This is a genomic window from Yoonia sp. GPGPB17 (assembly GCF_037892195.1).
In the GTDB taxonomy this organism is placed as follows: Bacteria; Pseudomonadota; Alphaproteobacteria; order Rhodobacterales; family Rhodobacteraceae; genus Yoonia.
Window position 1 is genome coordinate 215,745 of sequence record NZ_JATACI010000002.1, and the last position, 13,379, is coordinate 229,123.

General features: G+C 56.2%; 11 protein-coding genes and 4 pseudogenes. 9 read left to right on the top strand and 6 right to left on the bottom strand.

The window, feature by feature from the left end; translation table 11 throughout:
• Positions 1-188: 188 nt before the first annotated feature.
• From QTO30_RS01410 to QTO30_RS01420, 3 genes are read right to left on the bottom strand one after another with little or no spacing between them, the layout of a single operon-like run.
• On the bottom strand, positions 189-2,258 hold the full coding sequence (locus tag QTO30_RS01410; RefSeq protein ID WP_340422006.1) for a hypothetical protein: 2,070 nt from the start codon (positions 2,256-2,258) through the stop codon (positions 189-191).
• Positions 2,258-2,683: a hypothetical protein gene (locus tag QTO30_RS01415; RefSeq protein WP_340422007.1), complete on the bottom strand. Its 426-nt coding sequence runs from the start codon at positions 2,681-2,683 to the stop codon at positions 2,258-2,260. The genes QTO30_RS01410 and QTO30_RS01415 overlap by 1 nt, the downstream gene beginning before the upstream one ends.
• 3 nt (positions 2,684-2,686) lie before the next feature.
• Positions 2,687-3,604: a replication-relaxation family protein gene (locus QTO30_RS01420; RefSeq protein WP_340422009.1), complete on the bottom strand. Its 918-nt coding sequence runs from the start codon at positions 3,602-3,604 to the stop codon at positions 2,687-2,689.
• 299 nt (positions 3,605-3,903) lie between these two features.
• On the opposite strand from QTO30_RS01420, the gene QTO30_RS01425 reads away from it, so the two are divergent.
• The gene (locus QTO30_RS01425; protein WP_340422011.1) at positions 3,904-4,251 is read left to right on the top strand and encodes an H-NS histone family protein; all 348 of its coding nucleotides are present in this window, start codon (positions 3,904-3,906) and stop codon (positions 4,249-4,251) included.
• A 171-nt stretch (positions 4,252-4,422) separates the two neighbouring features.
• Here the strand turns inward: QTO30_RS01425 and QTO30_RS01430 are convergent, their stop codons facing one another.
• Positions 4,423-4,749 (bottom strand): hypothetical protein, encoded by a 327-nt coding sequence (locus QTO30_RS01430; RefSeq protein ID WP_340422012.1) that lies wholly within the window; start codon positions 4,747-4,749, stop codon positions 4,423-4,425.
• A 71-nt stretch (positions 4,750-4,820) separates the two neighbouring features.
• Positions 4,821-5,633, bottom strand: coding sequence for a hypothetical protein (locus QTO30_RS01435; RefSeq protein WP_340422014.1), 813 nt, complete (start codon positions 5,631-5,633; stop codon positions 4,821-4,823).
• A gap of 235 nt (positions 5,634-5,868) precedes the next feature.
• Here QTO30_RS01435 and QTO30_RS01440 point away from each other — a divergent pair, with 235 nt between their 5' ends.
• The gene (locus QTO30_RS01440) at positions 5,869-6,249 is read left to right on the top strand and encodes a tyrosine-type recombinase/integrase (RefSeq protein WP_340422016.1); all 381 of its coding nucleotides are present in this window, start codon (positions 5,869-5,871) and stop codon (positions 6,247-6,249) included.
• 237 nt (positions 6,250-6,486) lie between these two features.
• Here QTO30_RS01440 and QTO30_RS01445 read toward each other — a convergent pair.
• A pseudogene (locus tag QTO30_RS01445) lies at positions 6,487-6,852 on the bottom strand (tyrosine-type recombinase/integrase); the annotation flags it as partial.
• A 126-nt stretch (positions 6,853-6,978) separates the two neighbouring features.
• Here QTO30_RS01445 and QTO30_RS01450 point away from each other — a divergent pair.
• The 7 genes and pseudogenes from QTO30_RS01450 to mnhG all read left to right on the top strand — a co-directional run bounded on the left by QTO30_RS01450 (position 6,979) and on the right by mnhG (position 13,338).
• Positions 6,979-7,182 (top strand): hypothetical protein, encoded by a 204-nt coding sequence (locus QTO30_RS01450; RefSeq protein WP_340422018.1) that lies wholly within the window; start codon positions 6,979-6,981, stop codon positions 7,180-7,182.
• 249 nt (positions 7,183-7,431) lie between these two features.
• Positions 7,432-10,301, top strand: a pseudogene (locus QTO30_RS01455) (monovalent cation/H+ antiporter subunit A).
• 1 nt (position 10,302) lies between these two features.
• On the top strand, positions 10,303-10,638 hold the full coding sequence (locus QTO30_RS01460) for a Na+/H+ antiporter subunit C (RefSeq protein WP_340422020.1): 336 nt from the start codon (positions 10,303-10,305) through the stop codon (positions 10,636-10,638).
• Positions 10,635-12,183 (top strand): annotated as a pseudogene (locus tag QTO30_RS01465) (monovalent cation/H+ antiporter subunit D). Before QTO30_RS01460 ends, QTO30_RS01465 begins: the two are co-directional and overlap by 4 nt.
• A 1-nt stretch (position 12,184) precedes the next feature.
• A pseudogene (locus QTO30_RS01470) lies at positions 12,185-12,686 on the top strand (Na+/H+ antiporter subunit E).
• Positions 12,683-12,970 carry a K+/H+ antiporter subunit F gene (locus QTO30_RS01475; protein ID WP_340422023.1) on the top strand — a complete coding sequence of 96 codons (288 nt, stop codon included), beginning with the start codon at positions 12,683-12,685 and terminating at the stop codon, positions 12,968-12,970. The pseudogene QTO30_RS01470 and the gene QTO30_RS01475 overlap by 4 nt, the downstream one beginning before the upstream one ends.
• Positions 12,967-13,338, top strand: coding sequence for a monovalent cation/H(+) antiporter subunit G (gene mnhG / locus QTO30_RS01480; RefSeq protein ID WP_340422025.1), 372 nt, complete (start codon positions 12,967-12,969; stop codon positions 13,336-13,338). The genes QTO30_RS01475 and mnhG overlap by 4 nt, the downstream gene beginning before the upstream one ends.
• The last annotated feature ends 41 nt before the right edge of the window (positions 13,339-13,379 follow it).

Sequence of the window (13,379 nt, forward strand, 5' to 3'; positions counted from 1 at the left end):
AGACCTATGCCCTTACACGAGCCCGATGCCGCTCGAATCTAAAAGTTAAGGGAAGGTTAACAGAGCCCTCGGAACCGTAAAGGGCGAAATCCAAAAAGATGATAAACTTCCTGGTTGTCATCGGTCTGGAGGTCCGCAGAGGCGGCGCTCGGAGACCCAGACGCTCTTGTTTGCAGTCGCATGAATGGTCAGATCACCTCAACGTCTGGAGGTGCTCCCATGTCTCTGCTGGCTTGCTGATTGTTCCGACAAGATCCGCGTTGCGCTGTTTTATCGGCGTTGGATGGCGTTGGTTTTGTGTTCTCGCCGCTCAAATCATCCGCCGTATGAGAAGGTCCCATCGACTTTGCACCGTCACTATCAGCCTCTTCCCGCACCCCAAACATCTCTTCCATTTCCAACTGCAGATCCCGCATATCCTCGCGCTTGTTGAACCCCGCCAACGCATCCTTCTCCCCGCGCACTGGCAAAAACCCCTGCTTGCGCGAATGCATCCCAAAGGTGAACTGCGGGAGATTGAGAATGTTCTCTGGCTTCACCTGCATAGAGGAGGCAAACTTCGCTGCATCCTCGCGGAAAGATGTCCAGATAAGCTTGGTCCCGGTGTTCACCATGAGCGGATCCGTGATGCTGCCACCCCCTTTGGCACTGCGGGCTTGGCTGAGGCTCTGGTGCGCAAGGATCAGCCCAATATTTGCCTTGCGCGCTTGTTCCAGCATGTCAGAGACGGACCGATCGAAGTATTCATGTGCCTCGTCCACAATCAGGTAGACGGGCCGATGGTTCTGCCCGGCACCGAACCGCATGTGCGACGCGCGCAGGATCTGCGCAATGAACAGCCGCCCAAAGAAGGCTGAGGCGGCATCGTCGAGCATGGGTTTGTTGGTATCGATCAGGATGAGCTTCTGGTTCTTGAGCTCCTCGAACATGTTGATGCGGTTTTCGGTGGCGGCGAAGAGACGGCGGAAGGTGGGATTCAGCAGCAGGCTATCGAGCCGCCGCCGGATTGCCTCTTTCGTCCGCCCATAGTCCTTGGATGGGAAATCCACTGCAAAGAAGCGTTGCAGGTTCTCATCAAGCTTCTGGATGTCCTCGGCGTAGCGTTCGTGCCCACCCTCGGCCAGGATATCCATAAAGGTGAAGATGTTGCCGCCCGGGATCGAGATCACCAGCTGGATGACATATTGGAAGATCGTCTTTTGGGGGTTGGTGAACTCTGCCCCCATCATGCCCTCAAGCACAAAGCTCAAGAGCCCCACCGTCTTGTTGATCAGGGTTTCTCCGGCAATGCCTTTGCCCTTCATCTCCTCATAGCCAACGTCAAAGAGATTGAGGGCCAAATTGAACTTCGGCGTGATGTACGCGGTTTGCGGGATATCGAGACGGGCCAGCTTCTCGATGAGCTGGGTCTGACTGTCGATCACGACAATACAGGCATCCTCATCAGCAAGCAGATCATGCGCGATGATGTTTTCGATGAGGTTGGTCTTGCCTGAGCCGGACGAGCCCAAGAGATACGTGTGATACATCCGGTCTTGCAGGCCCACCATCTCAGCCACATCACCCAGCGGCAGAAGCGGCGTGTCCTTCAGATACCGCCAGACATAATCATCATGTTTGCATTGGGTGGGCATGGCGGCGTTCTCCGCCGCGTAGTTTTCATCAATCTGATCCCGCAGGGCTTTGAACAGTCCGTCTTCCCTAAAGAAGCTTAACATCAGGTCTTCGATCTCCTGGCGGCTCCGCTGCCGCTTCGAGAAGAACATTTGGGATCCAGGCTGTTGGTTTGGCTCATAGTGTGACAGGATCTGCACCACCTCGTCCTTAAACCGGTTGAAGTGATTGGGCTGGGCCGCGTTGATGAAGCGCTCAAGCGTATCCTGATAACGCGCCAGCTTGATGGGATCATCGCCCACCGGTGGCAACACTGGTGGCTGCAGGCCCTCGAGCTTGTAGAGTTCGTGGGCCAACTGGTGCAGTTTGGGGTCGTGGATCTCCGCGTCCTCAAGCGCGGCGATCAGGGACTCTACCGATGGTGAGAGGCTTTTGGCTTGATCGTAGAGCGCCTGGGTGCGGGCCAGGCTTTCTTTGCGGCGCTTCTCGGGCAAATGGATGTTGTACAGATAGAAGAGACCGCCACCACCAACCAAGGAGATCGGTGCCACCACTATGCCGATAAAGACAAGGGCAACACTGGCCGTGATAAAGATGATGGCAAAGCCGATCAGATTGCCAAAAAGCGCCGCAAACTCGTCCATCAGAGCTCGAACGTGGCCGTTTCCGTCTCGACCTTGGCGTTGCCCTCTATCCAGCTCTTGAGGGTCACCAAAGCCTGTTTCAGGCTCTCCTCATACTCTTTGGCCTCAACCGGGGTGCCCAGATAGTGTGTGTCTTCGCCCTTCATCAGTTTGCTGACAGTGAGGTGATGGTGATTGGCATCTGCGCCGCTGACGGTTGCAGTCAGGAGCCGCTTACCTAGCCCGCGGCTTTCATGCCGGTCAATGGCGGCGTCGGACATGTCAGAGGAATAGTCCCGCTCCAACACAATGTCGGTCTCGAGTTTCCGCTCACGGACAATGGCGAGCTCTTCGGCATTGAATTCGACGCGTACGGTGACACCGTGATGCGTCGTCTTGCGTATCATCCCAACAGACTTTTGGACATGGTTAATCGTTACCTTCATGGGTCAACTCCCTTTGATCAATCGGTAGGTGGTGTGGTCTGCATGATCTCTGCTGAGCCACGCATCATGCAGCAGGTTGTGGCTGGCGGCCTCCAGAGTGGAGAACCGGTAGAGGTGGTGGAAGGCGGGATTGAGGCTCGCACTTGCTGCCGCGCGCAGGTTGGCGACGCGCGCACCGCTGGTCGTGACAAATAGCAAATGAAAGCCCGAATAAGTGCCCAGATCCGGATAGCGGTTGGCGACCCGGCGGCTGGCCAGATAGCGATCGTACTGGCCCAACTTCGCAACGACGGATTTGACCTCTGTCTCCGGCTGATCGCTTAGGAGCGGCGTTGTGCCCCGATCAACCTCGATCAAGAAGAGGGCGCACTTGCCGCTGGCACGATGCTCAAGTGCAAACCCGGCGTCAGGCACAATCCGAGTGTCTGCACCATGCGGCTCAGCCACGTAGTCAGTGGTCTCCTGCCGCCAGCGATTGCCAACACGCTCGCGCCGGTACTCCAGCAAGGTACCTAAGAGCCGATAATCCTTGAGCGCAGTACAATCGCGCTCGACATAGCTCAGCACATCCACAGTCGCTATGCGGTGATACATCAGCGGCGACCAGCGCGTGTTCATTTTGATCTGGCGATAGGGGCCGAGCCCTTCGCCAATGGCGGCCAGCTCTTCACCGAGAACGCGATGACCAGTCCGGGTCAAGAAATAGACCTTCGGGGTCTTCCCGTATCCGCGAATACCCACGTTGCCAAAGAAGCCTAAGAGCTGACCCCGCTCGAGCCGTAAAAGCATGTCAGACGCGGCCTTTGGCGTCATGCGCACCATCTCCGCCACCTGCTTCACCGTCAGATGGTGATAGGCGTAGATAAACCGTAGGGCGGATAAGATCACCGGTGTGATCGAAACAGATACAACCTGAGGCAAAATACAATACCAAATACTCGCCCTGAAATGGTGACGGATTTCGTAACGATTTGTAAAGTGAAAAGAATAAAGCGAACTCAAAGACATACAGTCCGTTGGGCGGTCCGAGATATAGCGCATTTGCGCTATATCCCACCCACCACCCACGGTGACGCAACCAGATTCCGCTGCAATTCCCCTTGGCATTGCACGCACAGCTTTGGTGGCATACTCACTCAGCTTAGGGTGGACTTGGGATAGTCTTCACTCGTGTTTCTTATTCAGTGCAAACTAGGAATTGGGAACGAGGAGAATACCCAATGGCAATTGAACTAAAATCAATGACACGGAAAGAGTTGGAAAAACTCAAAGCCAATGTTGAGAAAGCATTGGAGCGGGTTGAGAAGACCGAGATGAAAGCGGCATTGGCGGCGGCTGAGAAGGCGGCCAAGGCACATGGATTTAGTCTAGCCGAGATCGCGGGCGGAAGTGCGGCACCCGCAACCACAGCTAAACCAAAGAAGTCGGCCAAGCCAAAAACACCGGGCAAACCCAAGTACGCCAATCCAGACGATAAGGGTCAGACCTGGACCGGCAAGGGGCGTCAGCCTGAGTGGTTCAAAGCAGCGATGGCGGGGGGCAAGTCACCAGAGGATGTGGCCGTCTAAGGCACCTTGGCTGACACTTGGATCACCTTTGGTTTCTCTCCGCTTTGCGTTGCGTGCCGAGATTGATGGGTGATGTCTCGAGCCAAGCTTTGAACGCGACGGATTGTCTGCAAAAGATAACGCCCGCAGAGCAGATTGCTCGCGCGGGCGTTTTGTTGCGTCGCGGCGGATTTAGAACGGTCGGCTGCGCTGGATCGGTTGACCATCACGGGCGCAATCTGGCGGGTTGGTAAGGCCAAAGGCCAGTGGTCCGCCACCGGTGATGACGCAGTTGTATATGCGGCCATTGCTGGCGCGCACTGTGAAATACGTGCCGCTGCCAAAGGATGAGCGCCGTTCGGTGACGGTGAGGTTGGCTGGATTGATGCCAAGGATGCCACCGGCCTCAGAAGCCAGGCGCTCATCGGTCAGGGTGACAGAGGCAAAGTCTGTGCCGTCCTCCATGCAGCCTGCGGCGGCGAGAGTAGCGGCGAGGAGAATTGGTTTGATCAAGTTCATGGGCTTGCTCTTTGGTTGGGATTGAAGTGGACGCTATGCAGAAGGGCAGTTTGTGAGGGCGACAAATCTCCCTACTTCCAGTTGGGCAGCAGAACGTATGATTGCCGATTGACGGACAGCACGTATCCAATGACCGGCACGTCCTTGAACTGCGAGTTGCCACATTGGCCGAGTTGGTAGTTGAAGTTATCCGGTGCGCCGAAACCGGCCTGAAGCGTATCCGAGGGGACAAGCGCCGTGTTGAACTGATCGATGCTGCGCTGGCGGAGGTCTTGCGCGGATACAGCGCAGTCGCTCACCACCAAGCCATCTTCAATACCCGAGGTTGGGATGTAGATCCGGTTGCCGTTGATGACGCCGGATATCGAAACACTCACGCCTGTGCCCCGCGACGCATATGCTGACCAGTCATCCGCCCCCGGCGGGATGTGTTCCATCGCGAACCCGTACTGCCAATCAACGCAGCGGATCCGGTCATTGGTCTCGATGTTGCGGCGTTCACCTTCGGCGGTTGCATAGCTGGCAAGATCGACGATCGGTTGCAGGCTAACTTGATTGGCGCCCGTTCGGGCGTTCACCACAAACTCTGTAATCTCTGACAATGGCAGCGCCTTCGTCTCGTCCCGCTGCCACGCCCATGGCAAGGCGGTGAGGCGGATGTTTGGCGGCATCAGATTGATGGCCACGCACCGGGTGCTGTATTGCTCTCTGGGGTGTGGAACCAGGACCGCCCGTTTGAACGCATCCCCAGCAACTGGCGTCAGTTCTTGCAGTTCCCCATCAGAGAGACGTGCATAGACACCGGCGAACTCAGGTAGGTCTTCAGCGACCGCTGACGTCCCCATAAGCGCCGCCACGCACGCCACAATCGCTTTCCATCGCATCCCACCATATCCTTTTGTCTAAGGTGCTGGATTTGCACCATTATTCCCAATTTTGTACACTGTTGAGACTGCAGGTTATTTTGTGATTGTCAGGTCGATTGCAGCCAGATACGGTCCATCGCACTGCAAGCAAATCGTTGGATTTACTGGCTTATCCGGCTGCCTGCACCAGAATTGGGAATATTGTTGCACAATCGAACTGATCGGTTGTGAGCCGTTGAACCCAGCGCCCCTTATGTCACATGAACCACCAACCAAGCACGCGATGCGCCTCTATGATCGGTCTGCGCGCAGGCTGTATCTCAATGCCGCAGAGCGACAGCGTTTCCTGGAGGCCGCGCGTGCGGCGCATCCAGATGTGCGGAGCCTTGGCCTGACCCTGCTCTACACCGGGTGTCGGATCTCGGAGGCCCTGGCGCTCCGGCCTGAAGACGTCCAAGCAGATGCAGGGGTGATCATGTTCAGGACACTCAAGCGCAGGCGCGATGATGTGTATCGCGAGGTGCCGGTTCCGGTTGAGCTGGTCCATGCGCTAGAACGGGCATCTGGGCACAGGCCGCCAGATGAGCCCATTTGGCAGCACCGACGCCAGGCCCTGAACCGCAGCACCGGATAGATCAGCGACAGGGTAATAATTTGGGTGAGGTCAGGACGTCTGGTCCCGGGCTCTAGCTCTGAAACCACCGATTGATGGTCACAAAGTAAGGCGGGCTGCCCCGCCGCCCGGAAAAGCCTGAAACGCGGTATAGACCAATACGCGCAGGTCATCGAAAATGGGCTGCATAAGCAGCACTATGGGCTTACGGTAACTCAAAGCAGCAACTCTGCTGCCGACCTTCGCCAAGAAGGCGCTCTACGCAATCAGCTCGCCAAGCCAGTCGTCGTGACGTTCAAGCGCATCTTTCATCTCAGGCAGATATGAGTGCCGATTATAGATTCCCGCCACGGCGCCAAATGACCCGCTTTGGTGATTGAGGATTTTCTCGGTCACATGGATGGGTACGCCCAGCCGGGCCATGTTGGATGAGAGGGTGCGGCGCAAGTCATGCAGAGTAAAGTGTTCAATAGCGACTGCGTTTTCTAGGGCTTCCTTCGCTCGTCTGATGCCATTGAAGGGCTTCGTGGGGTCCTTGCCCGCGAACACATAGACGCTGTTGCTTTCTCGGGTCTCGAGGATGCGCATGACTGTTGGGGGCAGGGGCAGCGTATGTGAGCGATGGTTCTTTGTGCGCTATTCGGACAACGACGAGTTGAGGGCGTGTATTGTAGTCGCCGGGATCGTTTTGTCGAAAGAACTGGGCAACTCATCGACCAGTTTTCCAGCTCCATGAACAGGCTGTCAGGTATGCGCGGGTTCCACCGGTTGGGCCAGGTGCCGGATTTGGAAGACATGCTCAAGACGCTGACATCCATTAAGTTTGCCAGTGGTGTCAGCGCCAGCGATGCGGGGAAGCTCGCCAAGGCTGCAACAACACGACGTTACTTTATACGCGTGAGCGGCATTCTGGTGAGGGTCAAGAAAAGTGTCTCTGCCAATACTGTTGTTTGAGATGTGGGCGTCCACATGTAAGTCACCGATATCAGGGCGCTAAAACTACGTTATTAAACATATGCTTGCGGGTCATTTGCAGCAATGATCTCCGCACCGCGATGGGGGATGCGCGCGCCGCAGCGCCACCGTTGATGTCGCCCGATGTTCAGGACATAATACTCTGAAATAACAGCTAGATTGCATTTCTCCCTTTTCAAGTCGGCTTGCATTGGTCACACATCTAGCAGCAAAATTTCGGGAGTTACTGTGTCTCTCTTCTTTATCGTCGCCTTGCCATTCTTTGGCGCTTTGTTGCCCGGGTTGATGAATCCCGCGGGTCGATCTGCCTGTGCAGGCGTGACGTTCACTGTGACGTTGGCTGCATTTGTTGGCCTACTGACCAACCTACCAGCCATCATTGCCGGTGATATCGTGACTGCGCGTGTCGAATGGATGCCAGCACTGGGGCTGAATTTCACTTTGATGCTGGACAGTCTGGGCTTTTTCTTTGCCTTGCTGATCCTTGGCATCGGCTTGCTGATTATCGCTTACGCCCGCCAGTACCTAAGCCGCGATGACAACATGGGCGAGTTTTTTACTTATCTGCTCCTGTTTCAAGGCGCGATGGTTGGCATTGTTCTGAGCGATAACATACTGCTTTTGTTAATTTTCTGGGAATTGACGTCGCTGTCGTCCTTCCTGTTGATTGGATACTGGAAACACCTACCCGAAGGGCGCCAAGGCGCGCGTATGGCGCTGACCGTGACCGGAATGGGGGCCTTGCGATGATCGGTGGCATGCTGATCCTCGGCCAGATCGTGGGCAGTTATGATCTGAGTGTCATCCTGCAAAACCGCGAGCTTATTCAGGCTGATCCGCTATATCTGCCTGCGTTGATCCTGATTTTACTGGGTTGCTTTACAAAATCTGCCCAGTTCCCGTTTCACTTCTGGTTGCCGCATGCGATGGCAGCCCCCACACCTGTTTCGGCCTATCTGCACTCGGCCACCATGGTGAAGGCTGGTATCTTCCTGATGGCGCGCATGTGGCCGGTCCTGTCGGGGACAACAGAATGGTTTGTCATCGTGACCACCGCCGGATTGATCACGATGGTGCTGGGCGCGGTGATAGCGTTGTTCAAACATGACCTGAAAGCGCTTTTGGCTTTCTCGACCGTCAGCCATCTCGGCCTGATCACGATGTTGCTGGGCACGGGCACGGCTTTTGGAGCCATGGCGGCGGTCTTTCACATCCTGAACCATGCCACGTTCAAGGCGGCTTTGTTCATGTCGGCGGGTATTGTCGACCATGAGGCGCATACCCGCGACATCAGGCGTTTGGGTGGGTTACGCACTTTGATGCCGGTCACCTTCATGATCGTCCTGCTCGCCGCGCTTTCGATGGCCGGTATCCCGCTGCTCAATGGGTTCCTGTCGAAAGAGATGATGCTGGAAGAGGCCAACCATACTGTTCTTTTTGGCAGCCATTGGCTGGTGCCGGTTCTGGCGACGGTTGGTTCGCTTTTCTCGGCCGCCTATTGCTTCCGCCTCATCAGCCATGTGTTCTTTGGCCCGGTGCGTGATGACTACCCCGCCAAGCCGCATGACCCGCCTGCTGGTATGTGGCTGCCGCCTGCCTTGCTGATCATCCCCGTTGTTGTGATTGGCGTGGCCCCTTTCGTGGCTGAACCTTTCGTCAAGTTGGTGACAGCCTCGGTGCTCGGCAATGCCGCTGACATGCCATCCGCGCATCTGAAAATCTGGCACGGACTAGTGCCTGCGCTTTATATGTCGATTGTTGCCGTTCTGGGCGGTTTGGCGATGCTGTTTATCTTCAAACCCGCGCTGCGGGTTTGGGATACCGTGCCGCGGCCAGAGGCCAAGGTGATCTTTGAGGCAGTTGTCGCCGTGGCAGTAAGAGCGTCTCAGGTTGTGATCCTCCCGCTGCACAACGGGGCCTTTACGCGCTACGCCGCTATTGGGACCGTCACGATTGTTGTGGCGGGCTATTACGCATGGACCACAGGCACGGTGGGCGCACCGATGCACGCGATCCAGACGGCTGATCCGGTTCTGATCTCGGGTTGGGGCATGCTGGTGGCGGCAACCATTGGGATGATGTTTCTGCATCGCAATCGTTTCCTCTCGCTGATCTTGATTGGGATTGTGGGCCTGATGGTGTCGATCGGCTTTGTTTTCCTCAGCGCACCTGATTTGGCGATGACCCAGTTCACGGTTGAGGTGGTCACCATCATCCTGATGCTTTTGGCCCTGAATTTTCTGCCCAACCGGACGCCGATTGAAAGCACCGTTCTGCGCCGGATGCGCGACGTGTCCGTCGCTGTTGCCGGTGGTTTGGCCAGTTTCGCGCTCGCTTACTATTACATGTTGCGTGATCCGGTCGCGACCGCGATCTCAGAGTTCCATCTGGCGAATTCCTACAAAGGTGGCGGCGGCACCAATGTGGTGAACGTTATCTTGGTCGATTTCCGTGGCTTTGATACTTTTGGCGAAATCATCGTACTGAGTATCGCCGCTTTGCTGATCTACGCCCTGACCGAGGCTTTGCTGGGCGGACCAGTGCGCAACCGCCTTTTGAACCGCAAGCCAGATCAACCGCAGGCGGGCGGCGTGCACCCGATGATGATGGTTGTTTTGACACGCGGGATGATGCCCGTCGTCATGATGGTAGGTTTCTATATCTTCCTGAGCGGCCACAACGAACCTGGCGGCGGTTTCATCGCTGGTCTGATCGTGTCAATTGGTGTGGTGATGCAATATATGGCCAGCGGTTTCGCCTGGACATCGGCGCGGTTGAAGTACCCCTATCACGGGGTGATCGGGGCAGGGGTGCTTGTTGCTGGGTTTACCGGGGTCGGCTCTTGGTTTGTAGATAAGCCGTTCCTGACGTCTGATTTCACCTATGTGCGCATCCCGCCCTTTGAAAAGTTCGAGTTGGCCACGGCGGCCCTGTTCGATGTGGGCGTTTTCCTGTCTGTTGTGGGGGCTGTGATGTTGTCGCTTGAAAGCTTCTCAAGACTGGCGCGCCGTCGGGACAGCACTGAAAACGAACATCCGATGGACATTGATCCATCGCGGGATAATCCGCCTTCGCAAGTCGTACAGGAGGGCGCGTAGCATGGAGTTTCTGATTGCATCCGCTATTGGCGTTATGACCGCTGCGGGGATCTATCTGGTCCTTCGCTTGCGGACGTTCCCGGTGATCTTGGGTATCTCGCTGTTGACCTATGCGGTAAATGTCTTTCTGTTCACCTCTGGCCGGGTGGTGGCAGGCGCACCCCCGGTGCTGCGTGACGAGTTGAACAACTACACCGATCCACTCCCACAGGCGCTGGTCCTGACGGCGATTGTGATTTCCTTCGGCATGACGGCGGTGGTGGTCATGATCGGTCTGGGTGCTTTCCTTGGGTCTGATGATGATCACGTGGATGATCAGCCGGAGGGTGACGTATGACCCATTGGCTTATTGCACCGGTCGTTTTGCTTAGCGATGTTGGCGCCCTTTATCGTATTGGCCGCGCGTTATCATATCGGCATTCAACGGGTCTTCTCGCTCACCGGTGTATCCATCCTGATTGCGATTTCTGGTGGTTTGGTGTTGGCAACCGCCGATGGCACGGTGATGCTCTATCAACTGGGCGATTGGGCGGCCCCGTTCGGGATTGTGCTGGTGGGCGACAGGTTGTCGACCATGATGATTCTGCTGACGTCGGTGTTGGCGCTTTTCGTACTGATCTACGCGATCAGTTCAGGCTGGGATGACCGTGGGCGGCATTTTCATGCGCTGTTCCAGTTTCAGCTCATGGGGATATTGGGGGCGTTTCTGACGGGCGACCTTTTCAACCTTTTTGTCTTCTTCGAGGTTCTGCTGATCGCGTCTTATGGTCTGATGATCCACTCCGGGGGGACGGTGCGATTGCGGGCCGGTGTGCAATATGTGCTGTTCAATCTGATCGGCTCAACGCTGTTCCTGTTCGCCTTGGGAGCGCTTTATGCCGAAACAGGGACTCTGAATATGGCTGATCTGGCGAACCGTGTGACGCTGATCAGTGCCGAAGAAACGGTTGGTATTCGTGTAGCAGCGGTACTGCTGTTACTGGTTTTTGCGATCAAGGCAGCACTTGTGCCGTTGCATTTCTGGCTGCCGTCCAGTTATGCAGAAGCGCCGGCACCCGTTGCGGCGCTGTTTGCGATCATGACGAAGGTCGGGGCCTATGCGATCATCCGTGTTTACACGCTAATCTTCCCGCCCGATCTTGAGGTCACGGCAGGGCTGCATGATACGTGGCTTCTGCCAGCAGCACTGGTCTCGCTCGCGATTGGGATGGTGGGTGTTCTGGCCGCCAAGCGGTTCGACCGTCTGGTGGCCTTTTCGATTATTGGGTCGATGGGCATGGTGTTGGTCTCTATCGCGCTCTTCTCGCCCGAAGGGATCGCGGCAGCGCTTTATTACATCGTGCATTCCACCTTTGCAGGGGCGGCGCTGTTCCTGATTGTTGATTTGGTCCGGTCGCGCCGCGCCAATCTGGATCTGACAGCGCAACCACCCATAGCGGGTGCGACAATCACAGCGAGCCTGTTTTTTATCGCAGCGATCGCTATGGCCGGACTGCCGCCGCTTTCGGGGTTTCTCGGCAAACTGCTGATCCTTGATGCCGCATTCGGAGCTGATCTGATGATCTGGATCTGGGCCGTTGTTCTGGGGTCAAGCTTGATTAGTGTCGTTGGATTTGCGCGTGCGGGCAGCGTCTTGTTCTGGAAAGCACATGGCGTCACGTCACCGGACGGCATAGATCCGGCATCTCCCCCGGCTACGATGTGTTATGTTTCGATCGGCGGGCTCATTGCGCTGCTGGCCCTGCATACCGTCTTTGCCGGTCAGGTGCACAGCTTCACCACCTCTGTCGCGGCGCAACTGTTCAGCCCCGAACCCTATATCTCGACCGTTGTGGACACGCCGGGCAAGCTGAGCAAACCAACGACGACGGAGGATCACTAACATGGCCCGCGCGTTCAACTGGTTAATCCCCCATCCGCTTTTGACCCTGATCCTGACGATTGTCTGGATGTTCCTGCAAAACGAACTTTCGGCAGGGATGGTCGTCTTTGGATTCATCCTCGGCATTATTATTCCCTGGGGCACTTCTGTCTGGTGGCCCGATACGCCCAGCAGTTTTCGGGTGGGAAAGATGATCAGATACAGCTTTGTCGTGATCTGGGATATTATCATCGCGAATATCGAAGTAGCCTGGATCGTGCTGACGGTGCTAAGCGTCCAAACTGAAGCCAGCGTGGATCATTGTCCCGCTCCGGCTCAAACAACCAGAGGCTATCACGATGCTGGCTGGTACGATCACGTTGACACCCGGCACGGTCTCGGCGGACTTGTCTGATCAGGGGCGCAGCCTCTTGGTGCATGTGCTGCATACGGATGATGCGGATGCGGTGCGCGAAGATATCATCACCCGCTATGAGGCTCGGCTACTGGAGATTTTTGCATGATACTGGCAACACAATTTCTTAACGTCGCATTGGCGATTACCTTTTTGGCGCTGGCGCTGGGGCAAATCATGTCCATGGTGCGGCTGGTCTTGGGGCCGACCTCGGGTGACCGCGTATTGGCGCTGGATACGATGGTGATCAACGCGCTGGGTCTGGTCATCGTGCTGGGCATCCATCAGGGCGTACAGATCTATTTCGAGGTGGCCTTGCTGATCGCCATGCTTGGCTTTGTCTCGACCGTGGCGATGGCCCGGTTTATCTTGCGAGGAGATATTATCGAATGACCGCGCAGATTATTGGGACATACTTTGTCAGCCTCTGCCTCGTGATCGGATCAGGTTTCGTTCTTGTTGGGGCGATTGGCCTGCTGAAATTCAACGATCCCATGACACGACTTCACGCTCCAACCAAAGTCGGGACGGTAGGGATCGGGATGTTGCTGCTGGCTTCGATCGTCCATTCCTTTGATATCGGTAAGCCATCGACGCATGAAGTGCTGATTATGGTGTTCCTTTTTGTGACGGCACCGATCTCGGCCAATTTCATCGGCAAGGTGAATATCCACCGGCGGGCCTGCGACACACCGCCGGACCCGCCATTGGATGATACATGGTCAACGCTCAGCGTCCCTGAGACGGAGCGCGAAGGTTAGATATGCTTGGATAGGTCGGTGGCATTTGCGCCACGCCCATT